The following is a 23776-nucleotide window of genomic DNA, read 5'->3' as shown; positions in this document are numbered from 1 at the left end:
AATTATATTTTTTAAAATTCAAATGCCACGTGAAACAAAAACCTCTTGGATGAAGGATAAGGAGTCACCTCAACCCCGGTAAAAATACCATTAGACCCGAAATTGGAAACCTCAGGATCGTAGCTGTTATAATCGAATATATTTATAAGATTAGTTCCTGAGAACCCAAGCTTGATCTGATCGAAAGTGCCATTCAGCAATCCGTCAAGAGTACTTTCAGGAATTCTGTAATAAAGCCCGACTTCTCTTAAACGCAAGTAGGAAGCATCTTCCACAAACACCTCTGCCGAAGAACCCAGCTGACTTACCCTGTATGGACCGTTACCCAGCTGGCCGCTCGGGTCAAGATCTATGGTATCATAATCGTGACTTGTTCCGTTCAGGTCTGTAAGCAACGCGGTAAGATTGATGTTCTCCCCGCCGTTCTTCCACTGCCAAAGAAATGACAGATCAAAATTCTTATAAGTAAGTTCGTTGTTGAAGCCCATCTGGAAGTCCGGCTCCGCATCACCAAATTGCTCAAAGCCATTTGGCCCGGGGTTATCGCTAATTCCAACTATTTGAGTGGCACTCTTTCCTTCTTCAATTCTGAAGGTTCCCAAAGTCGCACCAAAAGCCCCTGTATTGAACGGAGCCACATCAAGCCTGGTAATCTCAGAGGTGTTCTTGAAGAAATTCACTCCAAGGCTCCAGTTGAGATCTTCTGATATCACGGGTGAAGCATTCAGGCTAAGCTCGACACCTCTGTTTTCAAGCGTTCCGGCATTTACGAACTGGGAAGTAAAGCCTGTTGAAGGCTCCAAGGCAGCCTGAAGAATAAGATCTTCTACCGTTTTGATATAATAAGTTCCAGAGAAATTAAGCCTGTTTCCAAAGAAACTGGCATCAGCACCAAATTCAAGTTCTTTCTGGCGTTCAGATTTAAGGTCTTTATCACCTCTAACTCCAATTAAACTTACTCCAAGAATCCCGTCTGTAGAGAATGCATTATATGAAGTAAACAGAGCTCCGAAGGGAGGGAAATTCCCTGCTTCCCCGTAGGCAGCCCTTAGCTTGAACTGGGTCCAGTTACTTGCAGAATTCCAGAAATCAAATTCATTAAAGTTTACTGCCAAAGAAGCTTTTGGATAGTAGAACAATTTGTTGGCATCTCCGTTATTTGAAGACTTATCTCCTCTAAGCCCAAGTGTTGCAATGAATTTATCCTGATAGTTCACCTCTTCCTGCACAAAGAATCCTGAATCTTCCTGTAAATATCTTGTCTGATCTACCCCTGTATTGGCAGCCTGATCTACATTGGTTTCTGAAGCTACCAGCCCGGTAGCCGTTATAAGTTCGGTATTTCTGTCAAAATACTCCCTGGTCATCCCTGCCTGGGTTCTGAAGTTAAGCTCATAATCGGTGGTATAATTATGCACCAGGAAGGCAGAAAGGTTATAGTTCTTATTCTGGGTATCTCCCTGAACAGAAACTCCATTCAGACCTCCGTTAGAAAGCTTCTGGAATTGCAGTGCTTTTGGGAAAATCGCTCTTGTCTTTTGGCCGAACATATCCAGACCTCCTCTAAGAATAAGTTCCAGGTCTGAATTTTCAGACTTATAAATATCGATATTTGCCGATCCACCTATAATGAAACGGTTTACGGTTTCATTATTCCTTACAAGATCCCTTGTTTGCAGAGGGTTGGAAGCTCCAGCCGGGTTGTCGGGGTAGATCCCGTCTTCATTCGGGAAAAGATCCAGCCAGGGAGTGGTCGCGGTTAAAGTAACCCCTATCGATGTCCCCGTATTATCATTATTAAAGAACCCACGGTTAGATGAGGAGTGAATATAGTTGGAACTCAACCCTACCTTAATGAAGTCTGTAGGCCTGTGGTCAAGATTCAGCCTAAGAGAGGTTTTCTCATAGCCTGTATTCTTTACAATCCCCTGTTCGTCTGTATGCGTAACGCCCGAGTAGAATTTCGTTTTATTATCTCCACCGCTAAAGGTGAAACTGGTCTTACTAATAAGTCCTTTCTCCCCGAAGATCTCTTCTTCATAATCCACAAGCCTGCCCTGATCCCTTGCAGCTATATAGTCCTGCAAAGCATCTTCTCCAAAGGTCTCCTCAACCCGCTCTTCATTGTAATCCCTAAGTCCAAGAAGCTTTGTAACCTCTGTCCATCCGGTAGATTGTGAAAGAGTGAATTTGGTCTCCCCGGCCTTACCTTTTTTGGTAGTGATGATCACAACCCCCGCAGCAGCACGAGATCCATAGATCGCCGCGGCCGAAGCCCCTTTTAGGATTTCAATATTTGCAATATCATCTGGGTTGATGTCTGCAATCCTGTTGGTTGGGTTATCCTGATTAGAAGCACTCCCGCCCGAGGCAGCAGCAGAAACAACATTTAGTCCTGAAGCTATAGAAGAGTTGTCTATATAAACCCCGTCAATAATATAAAGTGGCTGAGTATTACCCTGGATAGAGGTCGCTCCACGCAGCTTTACCGAAAGTCCTCCACCGGGAGCACCGGAATTTGCACTCACCGTAGCACCAGGGAACTTACCATATAAAGCGCCGTCCAGTGTTGGAGGCGGCGTGGTTCCCGTTAGTTCATCGGCAGAAATGGACGAAACGGCATTTGCAGCATTAGATCTTTTAATAGATGTAGCCAAACCTGTAACCACAACCTCATCCAGCGCAGCTGCAGACTCAACAAAGCGGATAGTGAGAGGTGAATTATCAGTTACATTAATTTCCTGTTTTTCAAATCCCAGATAGGAAAAGACCAGAGTTGTTGGTAAAGCATCTACGGTAATTGAGAAATTCCCGTCAAAATCACTGGTAGTACCATTGGAAGTACCCTTTTCAATAACATTCACGAAAGGAACAACTTCTCCCGTAGCGTCATTTATTGTTTTACCCGTTAAAGTTTCCTGGGCAAAAACAACCGAAGGAAACAGTACGAGAAACAATATTTTGAAATACATCAACGAATTTTGCTTCATATTATTGTCTTTTTACAATTAACAAAACAATAATATCGATTTCCTTAGATAAAATCTAATTTAGTTGACAAAATGTTAATAATATCGGTTGTGAGGTAAGAATTATTTACAATAAGCCTCAATTCCATTGAAAGGTCTCCATTAAGTGCCGCATATCTTTTTTTAGATAATCAGCAGCAGGTACCAGGGAGTCATAATTCGGACGACGGTTAAAGTAGATGGCCCCTGTTATGAAATTATCGGTACTGTCTGTAAGGTAAAACTGGGCCTGAGAGGCAGCGTCACCATTAACTTCATAAAACATCCCGTAGGTGTTATGGTACTCATTGGTATAAACATCCCCTTCTATCACATCTGCCTTAATGGTATGCTGCAATGGTAATTGTTGGGCATCCATCAGCAGGGAATCCAGGTTATTGTCTATCTTTTGATAAGTGATATAAATTGAACCATTTAGAAGTTTATACTTGAGTTCCATCCAACACTCCTTATTTTTCCCGGAAGGAGTGAGTTCTGCAATTTTGTTTTTTTCGAATGTATAAGGGCAGGCTAGATCGGCAGATTCATATTCGGCTTTGGGATACTCCAAAGCCAGAAAAGCCTTGGGCTTCGGCCTTACTTCATCTTTACACGAAGCCAGGCCGAGGATGGCTGTCAAAATTAAGATTCCTGCTTTTCTCATAAGGGTGCAATACTCAACTTTATCTGCTTAATTCGTTTATCATCTATTACTTCCACGGTAAACTTATAGTTAAGGAAGGTAATTATGTCGTTTCGCTTCGGAAATCCCCCGGATATCTCCAGCAGAAAACCGGCTAGAGTTTCGGCCTCCCCTTTTTTCTCTTCAAAGCCTGAAGGATCCTCAAGTTTAATGATCTTATAAAAATCCTTTAACGGAGTTTTTCCTTCAAACACAAAGTTGTTCTCGTCGAGTTTAGAGAACACCAGGTCTTCATCATCAAACTCATCACTGATATCCCCTACGATCTCCTCGATGATATCCTCAAGTGAGATCAAGCCGCTGGTGCCGCCGTATTCATCAACCACTATCGCGAGATGGTTGCGCTTATCCTTAAAGTCATTAAGAAGATCATCCAGTTTTTTGTTTTCAGGAACAAAATACGGTTCCCTTAAAAGAGCGGTCCAGTCGAACGAACTTTCTTCGAGATACGGCAACAGGTCCTTAACGTAAAGGATTCCCACCACATTATCTATATTTTCCTTGAATACCGGAATTCTGGAGTATCCATTATCAATAATTTCCGGAATAATCTCTTTATAAGGCTGTTCCTCATTAAGGGCAAAAATATCCATTCTGGGCCTCATCACCTGCTTGGTGTCCGTATTCCCGAAAGAGACAATGCCCTGAAGAATTTTCTGCTCTTCTTTGGAAGTATCTTCTTCACTGGTAAGCTCCAGCGCCTGGGAGAGATGGTCTATACTAATAAAAGAACGCTGCTTCCCAAGCCTTGAATGAATAAAAAGCGTTACTGCCCTCATTGGAGTGCTGAGCGGAGAGAAAAAGCTATCCAGGAAATTAAGCGGATAGGCCATAAAATTGGAGAATTTCTCTTTATTCCTGCTGGCATAGACCTTCGGCAGTATTTCCCCGAAAAGCAAGATCAGGAAAGTCGCTACTCCCACCTCAAAAACAAACTTAAGGTCCACGCCCCATACCGTAACATTAAGGCCTGCAAATAATTTATCGGCTATGGTATCGAACAAGAGCACGATAGCGATATTGATGAAATTATTGGCCACCAGGATGGTCGCTAACAACTTCTTCGGCTTCTCGAGAAGTTTAATAACGATCTTCTGGGCATTGCTGCGCTTTCCGTCCTCGGTAATGAAATTAGCCGGGGTAAGTGAAAAGAAGGCCACTTCAGCACCCGAAATCAGGGCCGAGCATAGCAACAGCAGCAATAAAATAATTAAGCTTATAAACTGGGTAAAATCAAATGTAGCCCAAAACAGAAACAAACTGGGAGGTTCCGAATCCAAATGCACTGGTTTTAGTTAAACTTAGAAAGGCAAATCGTCTTCCTCTTCATCTTTTGCAATTGACTGATTTGCAAAGCTATCATTTTTTGGTTTGCTTTCAGGGGTGGCTGAAGGAGAATTTTGAGGTTGTGCGCCAGGCCCGCTTTCTCCTTTAGGAGTAAGGAAGGTGAATTCTGTACACTGAATTTCTGTAGAATACCTTTCATTCCCCTGGTCATCCTGCCACTTACGGGTCTTGATCCTTCCTTCGATATATACTTTATCTCCTTTTTTAAGGTATTTCTCACAAATTTCAGCTGCCTTATTACGCACCACGATATTATGCCACTCGGTATTGTTCACACGCTCCCCGGTGGTTTTATTGGTATAGGTTTCGTTGGTAGCCAGCGGAAAACGGCCAATCACCCCGCCACCTTCAAAATAATGCATTTTTACATCATCTCCGGTATGCCCTATCAGCATTACTTTGTTAAGTGTACCTGTCATTTTATTTATAGTTTTTAAAAACCGATTCTCCGGTTGTTTGAATTTAATTTACCTAAAATACTGAAAAAAATTTGCCAGTTCAACCAAACCTACACAAAAGTTTTAACAAATCGAAAATCAATAGTTCCCGATCTCACATTCTCTGAGGAAATTTTGAATAAGCACCGGAACAGGATATTCTTCAAGCCTGTTTATCTCCACACTCTCTTTTGGCAAAGTATCACTTTTCACTATCCAGAATCTTGCAAAGATATGCTGATGAGATAATTTATGCACTACGGGTTCCTCATTATATAAATGAAGTTCTACTTTTTTACCCCCTATTTTCTCCCTGAAGGCCGGTTCCGCAGGAAATTCATCCGGGCTTACCTGCTTTTCGGTCTCTACCAGGGGAAATTCATATAGGCCGTTCCAGATCCCCTTTCCTGTTCTTTGCTGAAGTATGGTTTGATTTTCATCTGACTGAAATACCAGGTAATTAAAATAACGTTTTTTGATCTTTCCCTTCTTCAGTTTAACGGGAAGTTCATTTACCTTATTATTCTTCAAGGCCAGGCAGCTATCCTGAAACGGACAGGTGTCACATAGGGGATTCTTCGGCTTGCAGTGCAAAGCGCCGAATTCCATAATCGCCTGGTTGAAGTCAGCGGGCCGTTCTTTATCCAGCAATTCGGTGGCAAGTGCCTTGAATTCCTTCACCCCTTCGGTGCTATTAATAGGAGTATCAATATCGAAATACCTGCTCAAAACCCGGTAAACATTCCCGTCTACCACGGCTACAGGCTCGTTATAACATATAGAAGCGATAGCGCTGGCCGTATAGTCGCCAACTCCTTTTAGTTTTTTTAAGTCCTTATAATTATCAGGAAAAACGCCATCGAGTTCTTCAGCCACATATCGGGCGGTTTCGTGAAGATTCCTGGCTCTCGAATAATAGCCCAGTCCCTGCCAGAGTTTTAGCACCTTATCTCGGGAAGCCCTGGCCAGATCAAAAACTTCGGGAAAGGCCTCTGTAAAGCTGTGATAGTAAGGCAATCCCTGTTCAATTCGCGTTTGCTGCAGCATAATTTCACTAAGCCATATGCGGTAAGGCTCACTGGTTTTTCTCCAGGGAAGGTCTCTTTTATTGCTCAAGTACCAATTAATCAGTATCTTAGAAAACATCATAGGGCATTTTATCTGATTGCAATAATAATTGTTTATTCCGTTATTATTTAATGAATTAGGCTTGAAATATTGCAGATTTAATTCTTATATTTGCGCCCTTGAAAAATTAGAAACCCCAATTTATAACTTTAAATAGTACGAAAATGACGAAAGCAGATATTGTAGCAAACATTTCAGAAAAATTAGGAATGGAAAAAGGTGATGTACAGGCTACTATAGAAACCTTCATGGAAGAGGTTAAGACTTCACTTGAGAGCGGAGACAACGTATACCTAAGAGGTTTTGGAAGCTTTGTAGTTAAAACAAGAGCTGAAAAGACAGGAAGAAATATTTCTAAGAACACTACTATTAAAATACCTGCTCACAACATCCCGGCTTTTAAGCCTGCGAAGATTTTCGTAGAAGGTGTAAAAACCAATGTTGAGGTTAAGTAATTGTTCTGTTTAGTTATAAACAAAAAGACATAAAATAAATTTATTAATTAAAATCTAACACTATGCCAAGTGGTAAAAAAAGAAAAAGACATAAGGTAGCCACGCACAAGCGTAAAAAAAGAAGAAGAGCTAACCGCCATAAGAAAAAGTAGTTTTCACACTACTTTTTTTGTTTCAATCGTTCTTTGAAAACGAAACCCCGCCTGGTCAAAAAGGCAATTTTGGGTTTCTTCAGGATTAAAAACCCTGTGATAAAATATTGTTTAATCCATCTGTGTCTGCCTTTAGCAGGTATAGATAAAAATCGAATAGAGTGGACAAAGAGTTAATTATCCGGTCCGAAGCCTCTGCAGTAGATTTTGCCTTATTAAAAGATGGAAAACTAGTTGAACTCAACAAGGATGAAGACAGCAATAAATTTAATGTAGGTGATATTTTTATCGCCAAAATTAGAAAGGCTGTCCCCGGGTTAAATGCCGCATTTGTAAATGTAGGTTATGAAAAAGATGGTTTTTTACACTATCACGACCTGGGACCTCAGGTTTCATCTATGCTGAAGTTCATAAAACGTGTAAGCACAGGTAAACTTAAAGACTATTCATTAAAGAATTTTACTTTTGAGAAAGATATAGACAAAAACGGTACGATTACCGATGTCTTAAAATCAAATCAGTCGCTACTGGTTCAAATCGTTAAAGAACCTATTTCCACCAAAGGCCCCCGAATAAGCTCTGAGCTTTCCCTCCCGGGCCGCTATATAGTTCTGGTTCCTTTTTCTAACCGCGTTTCAGTTTCCCAAAAAATTGAGAGCAAAGAAGAAAAAGACAGGCTAAAGAGATTGGTAAAAAGCATTAAACCCAAAGGTTTTGGGGTTATTGTGAGAACCGTAGCAGAAGGCAAAAAAGTAGCAGAACTGGACAGAGACCTCCAAAATCTAATGGGTCGCTGGACAGCAATGTGCAAAAAGCTGTATAAACCGCATCATCCTTCTAAGGTTTTAGGAGAGTTAAACAGGGCCTCGTCCTTGTTAAGAGATATCTTCAACGATACCTTTACCTCCATAATTGTAGACGATGAGACGCTTTATACACAAGTTAAGGACTATGTGGGCGAGATCGCCCCTAGCAAAGAATCAATCGTAAAATTGTATCAGTCTAATGTCCCCATTTTTGAAAAATACGGTATCGAAAGACAAATAAAAACTTCCTTTGGGCGCACTGTCTCTATGAGCAAGGGCGCTTATCTGGTAATAGAACACACCGAAGCCATGCACGTTGTAGACGTGAACAGTGGCAACAGGTCAAACAAATCAAAAAATCAGGAAGATACCGCTCTGGAGGTCAACATGATTAGTGCTACCGAGATAGCCCGCCAATTGCGTTTACGTGATATGGGAGGTATTATCGTGATAGACTTTATAGATATGGGCAAAGCCGAAAACCGCAAAGCCCTCTATGACCACCTTAAAAATGAAATGAGTGACGACCGGGCAAAACATAAGATTTTGCCGCCAAGTAAATTTGGCCTGGTACAAATTACAAGACAACGCGTACGGCCTGAGATGAATATTAAAACCCGTGAGGAAAACCCTAACGGCACCGGTGAAATAGAAGCACCGATCATTTTAATAAACAAGATCAAAGCCGACTTCGAGAAGTTAATCAAGAAAAATCACAAAAAGATTACTTTAAGTGCGCACCCATTTATTGCAGCCTTTTTAACTAAAGGCTTTCCATCTCCCCGAGCTCAATGGTTTTTAGACCATAAGCGATGGGTGAAAATCTTACCTAGAGACGCTTACACGTATTTAGAATACCACTTTCACGATAAAGACGGGAAAGTGATTCAATAATTAAATAACGCCTTTCATTTATTTGGGAGGCGTTTTTTTTTGTTTATTGGATTAGCTCTTTTTCCTGTTTTCACTTCCAATATCTCATTATCTTTGTTTCACAATGAAGCAAAACTCTTCTCAAAAATCATACACCATAAAAGAAGCCACCATCAAATTGATGCAGTTCTGCGCTTATCGAGACCGCTCCCATAAGGAGGTTGAAGATAAGCTTAAGGAAATGCGAATGATCCCGGCTGCCCAGGAGCTGATCATTATGCGGCTTATGCAGGAAGACTTCCTTAATGAGGAGCGCTTTGCAAGGAGTTTTGTGCGTGGTAAGTTCAGGATCAAGAAATGGGGCCGGGTCCGCATCAAGCAGGAACTCAAAATGCGGGAGATCTCTTCTCCTGTGATCAGGATGGCAATGACAGAGATTAACGAAGAAGATTATCGTGAAACCTTATCCGAACTCGCCGAAAAAAAGCTGAATTCCATTTCAGAACCCAATTCATTTAAAAAGAAGAAAAAGCTTAGTGATTTTCTGTTGAGAAAAGGCTACGAGGCCAACCTTGTTTTTGACAGTGTAAACAGTCTTACAGACTGATGTCGTTCCTCTGATGCGTACGCTTGACGGCTTGTTTATTCTTATAATCAATCCACTTCTGACCTCTTAGTTTGCGCATATAGTTGTCAAAATGCCGCATAAAAATGAGATTGTATACGGCTTTAGAAAAATTGGTAAGTGTTCTTGGGGTAGCCCTAAGGCTCATTGAGAACCCGGGAGTAAGATAGGTCATCTGGTGCCAGTAACCTTCCGGCATATAAAGGCTTTCCCCGTGTTCAAGCTCAGCAACATAACCTTTCGCCAATTTAAGCGCAGGAAACTTTTCCAGATCCGGATTCGTGAAATCTATATCTTCCCTTGAGATAAGTGCGTGAGGCACCTTGTAAAGATATTTGCTTTGTGAAGGCGGAAACAGTATGCATTGCTTTTTTCCGTGGAAATGAAAATGAAGGATATTGGCGTAATCAATATCATAATGCATAAAAACCTTAGAATTCTCCCCTCCAAAAAACAACATTGGCAGTTGCTTGATGAACCTCAGCCCTATATCCGGAAAACTGAAGTCTTTCTGAAGCGATGGCACTTCTTTCATTAAATGATAAAGAAAGATCCTGTAATTGGTTGGTTTGGCCTTCAGCAGATCTATATAATCTGCCATTTTCATCTCGGTATGCGGCTCGTTAAATTTATAATCTGAACTTATAGGCCGGTCATCATACAAAGGAACGGTCTTCTCTCCAGCCACCTTTCTGATATATTCCAGATTCCATTTATCAAAAGCAGACCAGTCTTCAATAAGTCTTTTAATCACGACAGGCTTCTGAGGCCTCACATAATTCTTCACAAAATCCTCCTTGCTTATCGTATCCAGCTTAGGTATTTGTTCGAGATGTAAACCTTCCTTCTTCATAAATCAATTTCTGCATTTTTATGGGTCCTTCTCACAGCCTCACGATTTTTATAATCTATCCACTTTTGGCCCTGAAGCTTCCGCATCAGGTTATCATAATTACGTGTCACCACCAGGTTCTTCAAGACCTCAAGTATCTTCCCCGGGGATCTTGGCAGTGACCTCAGGGTAAGCGAGAGGCTTGGAGTTTCATACTTAATATAATGCCACCATTTACTTGGAATAAACAGGCTGTCCCCGTGGCCAAGTTCGGCTTCAAACCCCCTGGCTTTGGCCAGGGCCGGATACTTATCAAAATCAGGGTCATCCATATTTATGATCTCCATACTTACAATGGAATACGGCACCTTATAGAGATATTTTGTTTCCTCCGGAGGATATAATAAGACTTTTTTACGGCCTGCAAAATTAAAATGGAAATTATTGGCAAGATCCATATCGTAATGCATTACCACACTACTGCCTTCACCCCCGACAAACATCACCGGCAGCTTTTTAAAGAATTTAACTCCCAGATCTGGGTATTTAAAGTCTTCCAGAAGTTCGGGACAATTCTGAAGCAAATTGAAAAAGAACATCCTTAGATCGGTTGGTCCTTTTTCAAGTATATCTATGTATTCTGAGAATTTCAGCTTCATTGCCGGCCCGTGGGATTTCTGATGCCCTTTTGCCGGCTTCCCGTCATAAAGCGGCACAACTACATCCCCGGCCTTTTCGCGAAAGTAATCGAAATCCCATTTTTGAGCTGCAGGCCAGTCGGCACTAAGATCTTCAAAAATCACCGGCTTTTGAGGAATGAAGTATTCTTTCAAAAATTCTTCTTTTGAAATCCCCTTAATCCGCGGTATTTGTTGCAGATCCAGCTCCACAGTGATTTTATTTTGGGTTAAGCCTTTGGCTTAACCTTTTGCTGAGCCTCAAGGTTTCTTTCAATTTTATGGCCGGGTCTCGACCATTTTGGCTTTTCACCAAGGTTCTGATATTTGGAATCTTCAGCTTCTACAGATTCTCTCTGCTCTTTCTTTTCAAAAGCCTTTTGAGGATTTAACCCAAGTTCCCTGAACATTTCCATATCCTCGTTAACATCGGGATTAGGGGTTGTTAACAGCTTATCTCCGGCAAATATGGAATTAGCTCCGGCAAAGAAACACATCGCCTGTCCTTCCCTGCTCATCTGGGTTCTTCCGGCAGAAAGTCGCACCTGGGTCTCAGGCATTACGATCCTGGTAGTAGCTACCATTCTCACCATTTCCCAGATAGAAACCGGTTCCTGCTCTTCCATAGGAGTCCCTTCAACAGGCACCAGGGCATTAATCGGTACAGATTCCGGCTGCGGATTCAGGGTTGAAAGCGCTACAAGCATCCCTGCTCTATCATCGGTGCTTTCTCCCATCCCGATAATTCCACCGCTACATACGGTAACATTGGTCTTTCTAACATTATCTATGGTTTGAAGACGGTCTTCATACCCACGGGTAGAGATAACTTCTTTATAATACTCTTCTGAAGTATCAAGGTTGTGGTTGTAAGCGTACAATCCGGCCTCGGCAAGACGCTGAGCCTGGTTCTCGGTGATCATTCCAAGAGTACAGCAAACCTCCATATCAAGTTTATTGATGGTTCTCACCATCTCCAACACGTTGTCAAACTCCTGTCCGTCCTTTACGTTTCTCCAGGCAGCACCCATACACACCCTTGAGCTTCCGGCTTCCTTGGCCCTTAAAGCCTGTGCCTTTACCTGGTTTACGCTCATAAGATCGTTCCCTTCAAGATCGGTATGGTAACGGGCTGCCTGAGGGCAGTACCCGCAGTCTTCCGGGCAACCCCCTGTTTTTATCGACAACAGGGTGGAAACCTGAACGGTATTTGGGTCGTGATGTTCACGGTGAACAGTTGCAGCCTCATAGAGCAATTCCATTAAAGGCTTGTTATATATTTCGAGAATTTCTTCTTTGGTCCAGTTATGTCTTGTAGCCATTGAAAATAGATTTGAATTCAAAAATAAAGAAAACTCAGCTTTATTAAGGTTTTCACCGTTAAAGTTTTTAAGAGGTTTTGGAATTACAGCTTACCAGCACCGATACGGCATTACCGCCGAAGCCCACCGCATTCACAAGGATGTTCTCCAGTTTTTCCGGCTTCTTATCAAATTCTGAAAAAGGAACATTTATGAATTCCTGGTTTTCAAGCATTAATACTGCCAGCTCCAGACTCAGCACTCCTGAAGCGGCAAAAGTATGCCCTATCTTCCATTTGTTGGAAGTGATCGCCGGCATAGCCGATCCAAAAAGTGACCTTATAGCATTCACTTCAGCTTCATCTCCTTTCAGGGTTCCCGGCGCGTGCAGTACCACGGCATCAATTTCTTCTGCTTTTCTATTGACCATAGCCATTTTCATAGACTTCTGAAGACATTCTCCATTAGCCGAAATAGAAGCGCTGTGTTTTAGTTTTTCGGTAGCATAGCCTATTCCCCGAATAAATGCCCGTGCATTGCTTGCCTCCCCTTTTTCAAGACCAAGGATGCCGGCGCCTTCTCCCAGAATCATAGAATTACGGGTCTTCTCCATATTCAAAGCTTCACAGGGATAATCCATCTCCCTGTTCCCATAGATCTTCAAAGCCTGCATCTGGGCTATGGTAAAAGGCGTAAGGGCAGCTTCACTCCCTCCTGCCAGAAACTTATCTGCAAGCCCGGCCTGTATCCAGGCAGCTGCGTTCAGCACCGAATGAAGGCCGGTGGAACAGGTCACACTGTGTGAAAACTCCGGACCTTCAGAATTAAGGTCCTGTGCCAGCCAGGAAGAGATATTTCCCAGGGTGGTGGTAGGCGAAGCCAGGGTTGCTGACTTCCCTCGTTGGAGAAAGTCGGCGTGATATTTCTCAAAAAGACCGGTTGCGCCACGGCTGCTGCCAATATTGATCCCTATTTTCTTATTGTTTTCCCAGCCGGCCTGCTTCACAGCTGCTCTTCCGGCAAGAATGCCAAACAACACAGACTCATCCAGGCTCCTTAATGCCGGGCTGTTTTCACGAAGCTTTTCTACTTCAGTTTTCAGCTCTTTCGGAAGAAAGGCAGCGTATGCCTTATTTCCTTCGAAATCGGCTTCCGTGATAAAATGATTCTCCTTTTTATAGTTTTCCCATATTTCTTCAGAGGACTTCCCTAATGGAGAGACCGAAGCGATTGAAGTAATGGATAGTGTGGATTTCAAAATGTTTAATTTTCAGGCAAAAATAAGGCCTCACAAAGCATCGGCTAAATTTTTACTCTTAAAATTAGTCCTAAAAACCCAATCAGGTCCTGTAATAGAGGTTTAAAATAGAATCCAGCTCCTCTTCGCCTTTTAAAACCTTTTTCATTTTCTCTTCGACGGTTTTCGGAATCAGGTCTATAAGCGGCTGGTTCACGGTTTCAATGTCCCTGAAAACTTTTTTAAGCTCGCGATCCCAATTCTTATAATAATTGAGCAGATCGTTTGGGTAGACCACCTTTCGGAAGGTATTTTCTTCTTTAGGGACAAAGGCTTCGGTCACATTCAGATAACCATAATCATCGGTAAGCTCTTCTCCTTTCTTAATATCCCTGATGGCGATCTCAAAATCATAAGCCGTGGAAAGGCAATTTGACTTAAAGCTGTGATTAACGAATTTGGCGCTGTCCCAGCACAGTACAAAATTGCCCTGGTTGTTCCTGAAAGAATATTTATTGATCACTTCCTGGATGGCCGGATGCATATTCCTTACCTGCGAAGGGGTGTACGCCTGATCCAGCTCGTCCAAAACCCAAGTAATGGTACCTCTTGGAAGGTTTTTGGTGGCCACAACCCCGTAACCTATCTCCTTACTTATAAATTGAATTTCCGTATCTGGATGCATCATAACCCAACAGCTTTAGCTATTAAAAATACGGAATAAAAAGAATGCTTTTTCAATTATTTTTCAACAGCCGGAATTTTTATTCCGGTTTAAAATTCCTCAAGTACCTGCTCTATACTGCTATATATCTTTTCGAGTTCGGCATCTGAAATCACATAGGGTGCGCTTATATATATGGTGTTCCCAAGAGGACGAAGAAAGACGCCCTGGTCCATAAAATACTTGAAAAGTTTATTCCTGAGGTTTCCGTAGCGCTCCATTTTCACATTAAGATCAAAAGCATAGATCACTCCCAGCTGTCTGGAATTGGTAACTTTTGGATGATCCTTGATCTTTTCAGCAAATCTACGGTGAGACTCCATCACCCTTTTTATATCTGCCTGGATTTCTTCGGAAGTAAGCAGTTCCACCCCGGCCAATGCCGCGGTACAGGCAAGAGGGTTGGCGGTGTAGGTATGCCCGTGAAAAAGCCCTTTCGAAATATCTTCTGAATAAAAGGCATCATAGATCTCCTGCGTACAGGAAGTAAGCCCCATTGGTAAAAGTCCCGCGGTCAAAGCCTTAGACATACAAATAACATCAGGTTTGGTCTCAAGATAATCTGAAGCGAAATATTTACCGGTTTTCCCAAAGCCCGTCATCACCTCGTCTGCAACACAAACGATCTCGTTTTCCTTACATATCCTGAGGATATCATCAAGACCTTTGGCATCGTGCATTTTCATTGCTGCCGCTCCCTGCACTAAAGGCTCGTAAATAAAGCCGGCTATCTTATAATCAGAAACCAGCTCCTTCAGCTTTCTTACCACTTCGGTATTGTTCTCGCCGTTTGGAACAGGAATGCGCACCACCGCAATAAAGTGGTCTTTAAAAGCGCCATTATAAACCGAAAGTCCGGAAACCGACATTGCGCCGAAGGTATCCCCGTGGAAGCCCTCTTCAAAAGCCAGCATTACCTTCCTGTCATTCCCAAGATTGTGATGATATTGCAAAGCCATTTTGATCCCGATCTCGGTTGCCGTAGACCCATTATCGTTAAAGAATAACTTTTGCTGATTTTCAGGCAGGATCTCCATCAAGGCTTCAGAAAGCTTCACTGCAGGCTCGTGGGTAAATCCGCTAAAGACAACCTGATCCAGTTCCTGCATCTGCCTGGCTACCTTAGAGGTAATAGCCTCATTACAATGTCCGTACATACAGGTGTACCAGGAAGCTATCCCGTCTATATATTCCTTTCCGTCCTCATCAAAAATCCTGGCTCCGCTGGCCCGGGTAATAGCCAGCATTTCCGGAGAAACCTTGTGCTGGGTAAGCGGGTGCCATAAGTGCTTCTGGTCACGTTCAGATAAATGCTTATTTCCGGATATGTTAGTCTTACTCATTTTTCATCTTTTCAAGTACCGGTTTTAACCTACCGGCATATTTATTTATCGTTTCTTTTGAAAACGACTCCTCTTCATCTATTCTCAGCAACACGGGAAGGCCTGTCATTTTCCTGATGATATCTTCGGTAGAAGGATTTTCAGCCCCGCTGAAGATAATCCCATGACACTTAAGTCCTCGTTGTTTTAAGGCCTCAGCACTTAGCAGGGTATGATTAATGCTTCCCAGGTAATGTCTTGAGACAAGGATCACCTTATCTGATGGTTTTATGAGATCGGCTATGGTCCGGGAGTTATTCAGGGGTACCAGTAAACCGCCGGCCCCTTCTACCACAAGGTCATTATCCGTGACCGGTCTTTTCATCTCTTCAGGCTTGATCTCAACACCATCGATCTCGGCTGCAGCGTGCGGGCTCATTGGCGTCTTCAGCTGAAAAGCATTGGGATGAAAAACCGTCTTCTTATTTCCGATCAGGTCTTTCACCTTGTGCGTGTCGGAGTTATCAAGATCTCCGGCCTGAACAGGCTTCCAGTAGTCGGCTTCCAGGGCCTGGGTCACTATTGCCGAAACGATGGTCTTCCCGACCTCGGTCCCTATTCCCGTAATAAAATATGTTTGTGACATCTTATTGAAATTGTCCTTTATATTTAGACATCAGAATTATTGAGCCACAAAGTTACCCAAGAGTTCCAAGACCTCCGAAATTTCTGCTTCTGAATTATAGGCGTGAATACAAAATCTAAGCCTTTCCCTGCCCTTAGGAACCGTTGGCGAAAGGATCGCTTTTACGTCAAAATTACTTTTCCTTAATAATTCTGCTACCTGCTTTACCTTTTCATTACCGGGAATCACACAGGAATGAATGGCAGAACGGCTTTCGATGAATATGTCCTTTAATCTTTTATCTTCCAGCTCCCGCCTGAAAAACCGGATGTTCTTTTCCAATACTTCAATTTCAGCTGCCGTCTTCAAATACTCGTAAGCCGCAATTTGAGTGGCTACCGCGTGCGGCGGTAAAGCCGTGGTATAGATAAAACTCCTGGAAAAATTGACAAGATAATCCCTCAATTGCTTACTCCCGAGAATGGCTGCCCCGTGACACCCCATAGCTTTTCCGAAAGTATGAATACGGGCGAAGACCTTGTCTTCAAGTTCGAGTTTCCCCACGAGCCCTTCTCCAATATTACCAAAAACCCCGGTAGCGTGTGCTTCATCTATAACCAGGTAAGATCCATATTCACCGCAAAACCGGGCAAAAGATCTGAGATCGAGGATATCGCCGTCCATAGAAAACACCGATTCGGTAACCACATACACCTCGGCATTGGGATGATTTTTTTTGGTCCGCTCTATTTTCTCCCCGAGATCCCGAAGGTCATTATGGGTGAATTTATAAGCCTTTGCCTTACCCCCTGAAATCCCTTGCCTTATAGAAGCGTGAACCAGTTCGTCATAAAACACAAGGTCTCCTCTCTGAGGCAGAGCCGAAAAAAATCCAATATTGGCATCATAGCCGGAATTAAAGATAAGCGCAGTATCAGCATTGTGAGTTTCTGCTATCAATTTTTCAGCCCGGGAAAACAGACTATGATTCCCGGAAAGCAGTCTTGAACCCGTAGACCCGTTTATTTCCAGATTGTATTCCTTCAGAATTTGTAAAGCACGCCTAAAGATTTCAGCATTTTTGGCAAACCCCAGGTAATCATTAGAGGAGAAGTCCACAAGAGTAGCCTCTATAGGTAATTCCCTAAAAGAGTTTTCCTGCTTTCTATTCTGCAGGCTTTTCTCTAATTTTAGTGGGAAACTTTGCATAGGCACGAAATTACAACTTTAAGACTTCAAATATATGGAACTGGCAGATTTTAGTATGCGAATTGGAACGGCATTAATTGCTGGTCTTATTATTGGTGCCGAGCGTGAGCTGCGCGGCAAGCATGCAGGCTTAAAGACCAATGCGTTGGTGGCTGTCGGGTCCTGCGTTTTCATTCTGCTATCCCTGGAATTCAGAGGGGAAGAATATGTTGACATCACCCGGGTACTCGGCCAGGTTGTTACCGGGATAGGGTTTATTGGCGCCGGAGCCATACTCCAACATGGGAAAAGTGTTACGGGACTTACCACGGCCGCAACTACCTGGTGTAGTGCAGGAGCCGGTTGTCTGGCTGCAGTTGATATGTACAAGGAGCTGGCAGTACTTTCAGCGATAGTACTGGTGACAAATATGGGCTTTAGCTATGTGGAGCACCGGCTTAGAAAAAAGGGAAAGAAAAAGGGAGAAGAACAAAAATCTGAACCAGATCAGGGTTGATCCCAATCCTCTTTGCGGGTATGGTCTATGTTATCCTCAGGGGTATCGTCGATTTCACTTTTAAGAATATGGGAATTCTTCTGATACTTTCCCCGAAGGTCATCCATTACCGAGCCTTTCCATAGTTTTACCCCTATGAAATATGACGCCCTGCCAATAAGGTGCGCACTAACCGGGGCGGTAAGGAAAATAAACAGGATGATTACGATCACCCTTGAGGTAGTAGAGTGATCAAAAAAATGAAGCGCTGTAGCCACTAAAAGCAGTCCGACCCCAAGGGTCGCAGCCTTGGTGGTTACCGAGATCCGTAAGTAAGTATCAGGCATCCGGATAAGTCCTACTGCTGCCAGCAAAACAAAGACAGCACCCAGTGTGGCTAATATGGCGATAAGAATTGATGTCATTTCTTTTTTCTGCTTCTTTTTTCGAGATAATATGAGAAAGCCACCGTACTTAAAAATGCGATAAGGCCAAGTATCATAGCCGTATCCAACAAGGTGGATTGATCACTTACTATGGTATAGATCCCTATGATCCCGATTCCGGTGGTAATAGAGAGGTCTACGGCAATGATCTTATCTGCAATACTTGGTCCTTTCAAAAACCGATAAAATATCAGCAATAAGGCCAGGGCCAGTATTGGTAAAATCACGTAATATAGATAGTCGTCCAGCGTCATCTCAATATATTCAAAATACGTTTTTCAAATCCGTTCTTTATTCCTTTTATAAACTCCTCCTTATCGGTAATATACATCGCGTGCACAAAAAGCACCTTTTTATCGTTAGAGACATCCAGGCTTAAGGTTCCGGGAGTTAAAGAAATAAGGTTGGCCAGCAAGGTGATCCCAACATTTGATTTCACATCCAGAGGAATTTTCACTATTCCCGGTGACATCTTGTAATGCGGGGTACTTACTTCATAAGCCACCTGTATATTCGCTTTTATCAATTCATACAGGAAGAACAATAAAAACCCGATAAGGCTGGGAACAAGGGTGAAATATTTTGCCCTGCCACGCCCACCGGTAATGAGCCACATAATAAAAAAGCTCAGGATGAATCCAAACAGGTAATTTGCGAAATAAAAATCGCCTGTAAGAGCCACCCAGATAAAGGTGAGTAAAAGATTCGATACAAACCTGTTCTTCATTAGTGCATTGTTTGAGATTGGTTATTCAACACAGCATCTACATACTGCTGGGTGTTTAAAAGCTCATCTGCAATTCTTGTTGAAAGCACCTGTATATGCTCTGCTCCAAAACCTATATAAAGAGATACAAGACTCAGAAAAATTATTGGAGCCACAAACTGTACTTTACGTAATTTACGGATATCCCTGAAATATTCAAATTTCGGGTTTTCCGGTCTTTCTTCGGGGTTTTTCCAGAAAACCTCAGACCAGAACCTGGCAATAATCACGAGGGTGATAAAACTGGCAAATATTATAGCCGCCACGGTAATATAATTTCCATTGGTAAAACCGGCGCTTATAAGTGATAATTTGGGCCAGAACCCGGACAATGGCGGAATCCCCACCAAGGAAAACAGCGGAATAAAGATCAATAAGCTCAGTCTGGGATACTGTGAGTAGAAACCACCCAGGTTCCGCATACTGTTAGAGCCTTTAATTCGGTAGATAAGCCCGCTTATCATAAACAAGTTGGTCTTTACCACAATATCGTGAATAAGATAAAAAATGGCACCTGCAATGGCCACTTTAGTGAACATCCCAAGACCTGCTATCATATACCCGATATGGCAAATAATGAGGTATGAAAATATCTTTCTGATGTTATTCTGAACAAGTGCACCAGCTCCACCGCTAAAGAGCGTTAGAATTCCTATTATGAGAAGGATTTGACTTAAGAAAGCATTTTCAGGAAAAACAAGACTGAACACCCTTATCAAGGCATAAACTCCAACCTTAGTCAACAAACCACCAAAAATAGCGGAAACAGCCGAAGGCGGAGTATGGTATGAGGCAGGCAGCCAGTAATAAAGCGGGAAAACCCCGGCTTTGATTCCGAAACCTATCATAAACAGAATAGCTACCACATCTACCAGACCCTGATTCTTTAATTCAGGAACTTTAAGGGCAAGATCGGCCATATTAAGGCTTCCCGTCAACCCATAAGTTACCGCAATAGCAGTAAGAAAAATAATGGACGCCAGGATATTCAGGGTAAAATATTTTACAGCCCCTTCCAGCTGTGCTTTCTCTCCACCAATGGTAATAAGTACAAATGAACTGATAATAATGATCTCGAACCATACATAGAGGTTAAAGATATCTCCTGTTAAAAAAGCTCCGGTTAATCCAAGTAACAGGAAATGGAATATTGGAAAATAACCAAATCTCAGCCTGTCAGGGATTACAGAGGCCGAAGAAAAACAGGAAACTGCAAGCCCCGAAATTGAGGTTAACAGTACAAGGGTGGCTGCAAAGGCATCGGCAACGAAAGTGATCCCAAACGGAGCTTTCCAGCTACCGGCCTGAATGGTCTGAGTTCCGTTCTGCCAGATATAATAGAACACCAGGGTGGCTACACCAAGAACCACAGCACTCCCCACAATACTTATTACACGCTGCCATTCGATCTTTTTCCAGAAGAACATTAAGATAATGCTCAAAAGAAGCTGAAGCAGTAACGGATATATAATTAATTGTTGTGTCATGAATCTTCGTCGGTTGCGTTCATTTCATCCAGATCATCGGTTTTCACCACTTTGTGAGCTCTTTTCACAAGAATAATGGCAAAAGACTGTAACCCGAAACTAATTACGATTGCGGTCAATATCAATGCCTGGGGCACAGGATCGGCATAGGCTTCAATAAAAACCTTTGAGTTTTCAGGAATTATTGGCGGAGCCCCTTTGGTGATCCTTCCCAGTAAAAATATAAGCAGGTTGGCACCGTTCCCAAGCAGGATGATCCCGATGATAAGCTTTACCAGGCTTCGACGCAAGATCATATAAATCCCGGCAGCATAAAGAACCCCAACCATAATAGCTAATAGAATTTCCATAGTTTATGCTGATTCTGAGATTGTGAAAATTATAGTGAGGGTCACTCCCACCACTACCAGGTAAACCCCCATATCGAAGAACAGGGCAGACCCAATGGTTCCTATTACCGGCAAAGGATTGTGCATCCATAAACCGGTCATAAAAGGTTCATCGAACAAGATCAAGGGGGACAAGCCGCTCAAAAATGCCAAAGCGAGCCCTACAGGCATTAAAAAGCCAGGATGGAATTTTATAAGGTCTTTAGTATCCCCAAGTCCGTTAGCAAAGGAATGCAACACGAAGGCAATAGAAGCAACAAGACCTCCCACAAAACCTCCGCCCGGCAAATAGTGGCCGCGAAGCAGGATAAAAACAGAGAACAGCAGCAACACCGGCAACAGGTAATTGGAAGCTGTTTTAAGTATTATGGTTCTCATTGATTTATATTCTTTTAGTTCTAATATTATTTAACCCTGTCTGAAGTTTTAAGTCTTAATTTCAACAGACCAAAAACCCCAATGGCTGCAATAGCAAGTACCGAAATTTCTAACATAGTATCAGTTCCCCTGAAGTCTACCAGGATCACATTCACCACATTCTTTCCGTGCGCCATAAGATATGCGTTTTTGGCATAAAAGTCCGCAATATCGCTATTTGCAGGTTCCGAAAGTACTTCAAGCGCCAGAAGCGTGATTAAAGCTCCGAAAAGCAAAGACAACACTCCGTCTCTGATCCTCATCTTATAATCGGAAAGTTTCAGATACTTTGGAAGCCTGTAGAGTACAAGCACGAAGAGAATTACAGTTAGTGTATCTATCGAAAATTGCGTCATCGCAAGATCAGGCGCACTGTAAAACACAAAGATGGCACAAATTGCCAGACCTACGATCCCCATTGCTGCAACGGCTGCCAACCTCGAATCTGTAAATACAGTGAACAGAATTGACAGCAGCATAATAAGCATAATTGCAATCTCATAAGCGGTAACCTCGGCAAGGCTACTGTAGTCAATTACCATCTTGCTGCTTATAAGCAAGGTATAACCTACAAGAACCACCATAAAAAGGATGATTATCGCAACATAATTTCGCAGGTATCCGTTCTGAAAAATATTGGTCCACAAGTTCGAAAACCAGCTGAAAGCCCTGTTGAATTTCCACATCAGGTTTTCCGGAGCAATAAAATCCAATCTGGCCATAGCGTCTTCTTTCCTGGAAGAAGGTTTAAGTATAAAATACAGCAGGGTCCCGACTCCAATTGTGATCAAACTAAGCACGAAAACCATATTGAAACCGTGCCACAGGGCAAGATGCTGCTCTCCTGCATCCCCTCCAAGCGCCTTTACCACAGGCTTAATGAGCGGTGCTTCTATAATTGCGGGAAAAGCACCAAAAATGATCCCCAGTAAAGCCAATAATACCGGTGGCACCCACATAAGAACGCTGGGCATTTTTACTTCAGAAAATTTCTCCGGCAGTTTTCCGGTAAATGGTTTTATTCCTGCCACGAACCCGGCCCACAGCAATAATATTTTTGTAAGGACAATCGCCACCACCAGCAAAATAGTAAGTCCGCCGGCGTGCATAGTCGCCTCATAAGTAAGCTCTTTCCCAAGGAAACCAATACTTGGCGGAATTCCGGCACTGGAGATTGCAGCAAGAAAACCTGCGATCCCAACGGGAAGCATTACTTTATTAAGCCCGGACAACACCGTGGTATCCCTGGTTCCTGACTGAAGGTCTACTACTCCCGTTACCAGGAACAGGGTAGCTTTATAAAGTGCGTGCACTACAATAAAGATAGCAGCGGCAAGAAAGGCCTCGCTGGTCCCAAGTCCCGTTAAAAACACCAGGATTCCAAGGGCTGAAATTGTAGAATATGCAAGGATCCCTTTGAGGTCTGTCCTGAAAACCGAATGAAAAGCAGAATACAGCATCGTAACACCTCCTACTGCAATAAGCGTAGTGTTCCATATATCCTGCCCACCCAGAACAGGTGTAAAACGCATTAAAAGATAAACCCCGGCCTTTACCATCGTTGCAGAGTGCAGATAGGTAGAAACCGGTGTTGGAGCCTTCATAGCCCCAGGAAGCCAGAAATGGAATGGAAACTGGGCAGACTTGGTAAAAGCTGCACCAAAAAGGAGCACTACCGCAAGCCAGTAATATTCACTTCCGCCTATAGCTTCTTTCATTGTGAGCATTTCGGCAATACTATAAGTTCCGGAAATATTACCCAGCAAGAGGGCGGCAGCCAGCAGAAACATTCCACCAAGACCCGTAACACCCAATGCTGTTAATGCCGATTTCCTGGAAGCCGGATTTGTATTATTAAACCCAATAAGGAAAAAAGAGCTAATGCTTGTTAGTTCCCAGAATACAAATAAGGTGATAAGATTATCGGACAATACCAGGCCAAGCATAGCCGCCATAAAGACGCTGAGATAACCATAGAATCTGTCCAGATATGTATGTCGTTTTAAATAAGCTGCAGTATAGGCAAACACCAGAAAACCAATCCCCGTTATCATAAGGGAAAACAGTAAAGACAAGCCGTCTAAGGTAAAACTGAGACTTGCCCCAAAGGAGGGAACCCACTCAATAGTCTTGGTTATCACCTTTCCATTTGCTACATCAGAGAGGAATTGTGTAAAATAAAGAAAAAGCCCCAGAGGGAGCAATGCTGTAAGAACGGCGAATTTTCCTTTGAAAATCTTCCCCGCGAACACCAAAAAAATTGCGAATAAAAAGCCTGAAAGTATTGCTGTTAGCATCTTTTTCTAAAAAAATTCCGTTCCCCGCAAATATAAGA

General features: G+C 42.7%; 24 protein-coding genes. 4 read left to right on the top strand and 20 right to left on the bottom strand.

Translation table 11 applies throughout. The features are described from left to right. Nucleotides 1-11: 11 nt before the first annotated feature. The 5 genes from ACFQ3Q_RS03350 to mutY form a co-directional block, all read right to left on the bottom strand. Nucleotides 12-2990 (bottom strand): SusC/RagA family TonB-linked outer membrane protein, encoded by a 2979-nt coding sequence (locus ACFQ3Q_RS03350; protein WP_380742898.1) that lies wholly within the window; start codon nucleotides 2988-2990, stop codon nucleotides 12-14. Between the two features lie 118 nt (nucleotides 2991-3108). Further along, nucleotides 3109-3672 carry a gliding motility lipoprotein GldD gene (gene gldD / locus ACFQ3Q_RS03345; protein WP_380742896.1) on the bottom strand — a complete coding sequence of 188 codons (564 nt, stop codon included), beginning with the start codon at nucleotides 3670-3672 and terminating at the stop codon, nucleotides 3109-3111. Next, nucleotides 3669-4991, bottom strand: a complete 1323-nt coding sequence (locus ACFQ3Q_RS03340; RefSeq protein ID WP_380742894.1) for a gliding motility-associated protein GldE — start codon at nucleotides 4989-4991, stop codon at nucleotides 3669-3671. The genes gldD and ACFQ3Q_RS03340 overlap by 4 nt, the downstream gene beginning before the upstream one ends. 21 nt (nucleotides 4992-5012) lie before the next feature. Further along, the gene (locus ACFQ3Q_RS03335; RefSeq protein ID WP_380742892.1) at nucleotides 5013-5477 is read right to left on the bottom strand and encodes a single-stranded DNA-binding protein; all 465 of its coding nucleotides are present in this window, start codon (nucleotides 5475-5477) and stop codon (nucleotides 5013-5015) included. Between the two features lie 117 nt (nucleotides 5478-5594). Beyond that, nucleotides 5595-6644 carry an A/G-specific adenine glycosylase gene (gene mutY, locus ACFQ3Q_RS03330; RefSeq protein ID WP_380742890.1) on the bottom strand — a complete coding sequence of 350 codons (1050 nt, stop codon included), beginning with the start codon at nucleotides 6642-6644 and terminating at the stop codon, nucleotides 5595-5597. A gap of 143 nt (nucleotides 6645-6787) precedes the next feature. Here mutY and ACFQ3Q_RS03325 point away from each other — a divergent pair, with 143 nt between their 5' ends. The 3 genes from ACFQ3Q_RS03325 to ACFQ3Q_RS03315 all read left to right on the top strand — a co-directional run bounded on the left by ACFQ3Q_RS03325 (nucleotide 6788) and on the right by ACFQ3Q_RS03315 (nucleotide 9516). Continuing rightward, complete coding sequence (locus ACFQ3Q_RS03325) at nucleotides 6788-7078, top strand: HU family DNA-binding protein (RefSeq protein WP_380742888.1); 291 nt, start codon at nucleotides 6788-6790, stop codon at nucleotides 7076-7078. A gap of 313 nt (nucleotides 7079-7391) precedes the next feature. Then, nucleotides 7392-8930 carry an Rne/Rng family ribonuclease gene (locus ACFQ3Q_RS03320; protein WP_380742886.1) on the top strand — a complete coding sequence of 513 codons (1539 nt, stop codon included), beginning with the start codon at nucleotides 7392-7394 and terminating at the stop codon, nucleotides 8928-8930. A gap of 103 nt (nucleotides 8931-9033) precedes the next feature. Further along, entirely contained in the window at nucleotides 9034-9516 is a 483-nt protein-coding gene (locus ACFQ3Q_RS03315) for a regulatory protein RecX (protein WP_380742884.1), read from the top strand. Here ACFQ3Q_RS03315 and ACFQ3Q_RS03310 read toward each other — a convergent pair. From ACFQ3Q_RS03310 to ACFQ3Q_RS03275, 8 genes are all read right to left on the bottom strand, one after another. Then, the gene (locus ACFQ3Q_RS03310; protein WP_380742882.1) at nucleotides 9506-10387 is read right to left on the bottom strand and encodes a cupin-like domain-containing protein; all 882 of its coding nucleotides are present in this window, start codon (nucleotides 10385-10387) and stop codon (nucleotides 9506-9508) included. The genes ACFQ3Q_RS03315 and ACFQ3Q_RS03310 overlap by 11 nt on opposite strands. Beyond that, nucleotides 10384-11256 (bottom strand): cupin-like domain-containing protein, encoded by an 873-nt coding sequence (locus tag ACFQ3Q_RS03305; protein WP_380742881.1) that lies wholly within the window; start codon nucleotides 11254-11256, stop codon nucleotides 10384-10386. The genes ACFQ3Q_RS03310 and ACFQ3Q_RS03305 overlap by 4 nt, the downstream gene beginning before the upstream one ends. A gap of 17 nt (nucleotides 11257-11273) precedes the next feature. Further along, nucleotides 11274-12365, bottom strand: coding sequence for a biotin synthase BioB (bioB, locus tag ACFQ3Q_RS03300; RefSeq protein ID WP_380742880.1), 1092 nt, complete (start codon nucleotides 12363-12365; stop codon nucleotides 11274-11276). Nucleotides 12366-12432: 67 nt separating this feature from the next. Continuing rightward, on the bottom strand, nucleotides 12433-13602 hold the full coding sequence (locus ACFQ3Q_RS03295) for a beta-ketoacyl synthase N-terminal-like domain-containing protein (protein ID WP_380742878.1): 1170 nt from the start codon (nucleotides 13600-13602) through the stop codon (nucleotides 12433-12435). A gap of 82 nt (nucleotides 13603-13684) precedes the next feature. Further along, a complete protein-coding gene (locus ACFQ3Q_RS03290; protein ID WP_380742876.1) occupies nucleotides 13685-14269 on the bottom strand; it encodes an SET domain-containing protein in 585 nt (194 codons plus the stop codon). Between the two features lie 86 nt (nucleotides 14270-14355). Further along, nucleotides 14356-15648 (bottom strand): adenosylmethionine--8-amino-7-oxononanoate transaminase, encoded by a 1293-nt coding sequence (gene bioA / locus ACFQ3Q_RS03285; protein WP_380742874.1) that lies wholly within the window; start codon nucleotides 15646-15648, stop codon nucleotides 14356-14358. Then, complete coding sequence (gene bioD / locus ACFQ3Q_RS03280) at nucleotides 15641-16273, bottom strand: dethiobiotin synthase (RefSeq protein ID WP_380742872.1); 633 nt, start codon at nucleotides 16271-16273, stop codon at nucleotides 15641-15643. Before bioD ends, bioA begins: the two co-directional genes overlap by 8 nt. Nucleotides 16274-16309: 36 nt before the next feature. Continuing rightward, nucleotides 16310-17461: an aminotransferase class I/II-fold pyridoxal phosphate-dependent enzyme gene (locus tag ACFQ3Q_RS03275; protein WP_380742871.1), complete on the bottom strand. Its 1152-nt coding sequence runs from the start codon at nucleotides 17459-17461 to the stop codon at nucleotides 16310-16312. Nucleotides 17462-17495: 34 nt separating this feature from the next. Here ACFQ3Q_RS03275 and ACFQ3Q_RS03270 point away from each other — a divergent pair, with 34 nt between their 5' ends. Next, nucleotides 17496-17957 (top strand): MgtC/SapB family protein, encoded by a 462-nt coding sequence (locus ACFQ3Q_RS03270; protein WP_380742869.1) that lies wholly within the window; start codon nucleotides 17496-17498, stop codon nucleotides 17955-17957. Here ACFQ3Q_RS03270 and mnhG read toward each other — a convergent pair. The 7 genes from mnhG to ACFQ3Q_RS03235 are packed head-to-tail and all read right to left on the bottom strand — an operon-like array spanning nucleotide 17948 to nucleotide 23738. Next, the gene (gene mnhG / locus ACFQ3Q_RS03265; RefSeq protein ID WP_380742867.1) at nucleotides 17948-18361 is read right to left on the bottom strand and encodes a monovalent cation/H(+) antiporter subunit G; all 414 of its coding nucleotides are present in this window, start codon (nucleotides 18359-18361) and stop codon (nucleotides 17948-17950) included. The genes ACFQ3Q_RS03270 and mnhG overlap by 10 nt on opposite strands. Next, the gene (locus tag ACFQ3Q_RS03260) at nucleotides 18358-18636 is read right to left on the bottom strand and encodes a monovalent cation/H+ antiporter complex subunit F (protein WP_380742865.1); all 279 of its coding nucleotides are present in this window, start codon (nucleotides 18634-18636) and stop codon (nucleotides 18358-18360) included. The genes mnhG and ACFQ3Q_RS03260 overlap by 4 nt, the downstream gene beginning before the upstream one ends. Then, a complete protein-coding gene (locus tag ACFQ3Q_RS03255; protein ID WP_380742863.1) occupies nucleotides 18633-19109 on the bottom strand; it encodes a Na+/H+ antiporter subunit E in 477 nt (158 codons plus the stop codon). Before ACFQ3Q_RS03255 ends, ACFQ3Q_RS03260 begins: the two co-directional genes overlap by 4 nt. Beyond that, the gene (locus tag ACFQ3Q_RS03250; protein WP_380742861.1) at nucleotides 19109-20635 is read right to left on the bottom strand and encodes a proton-conducting transporter transmembrane domain-containing protein; all 1527 of its coding nucleotides are present in this window, start codon (nucleotides 20633-20635) and stop codon (nucleotides 19109-19111) included. The genes ACFQ3Q_RS03255 and ACFQ3Q_RS03250 overlap by 1 nt, the downstream gene beginning before the upstream one ends. Beyond that, nucleotides 20632-20985, bottom strand: coding sequence for a Na+/H+ antiporter subunit C (locus tag ACFQ3Q_RS03245; protein ID WP_380742859.1), 354 nt, complete (start codon nucleotides 20983-20985; stop codon nucleotides 20632-20634). Before ACFQ3Q_RS03245 ends, ACFQ3Q_RS03250 begins: the two co-directional genes overlap by 4 nt. Nucleotides 20986-20988: 3 nt before the next feature. Further along, on the bottom strand, nucleotides 20989-21402 hold the full coding sequence (locus ACFQ3Q_RS03240; protein WP_380742857.1) for a Na+/H+ antiporter subunit B: 414 nt from the start codon (nucleotides 21400-21402) through the stop codon (nucleotides 20989-20991). 26 nt (nucleotides 21403-21428) lie between these two features. Beyond that, nucleotides 21429-23738, bottom strand: coding sequence for a putative monovalent cation/H+ antiporter subunit A (locus tag ACFQ3Q_RS03235; RefSeq protein WP_380742855.1), 2310 nt, complete (start codon nucleotides 23736-23738; stop codon nucleotides 21429-21431). Nucleotides 23739-23776 lie beyond the last annotated feature (38 nt).

It is taken from the genome of Salegentibacter chungangensis (genome assembly GCF_042678405.1).
Taxonomy (GTDB): Bacteria; Bacteroidota; Bacteroidia; order Flavobacteriales; family Flavobacteriaceae; genus Salegentibacter_A; species Salegentibacter_A chungangensis.
The sequence above is the reverse complement of the archived record's forward strand: the minus strand, read 5'-3'. Positions and strand labels throughout refer to the sequence as shown.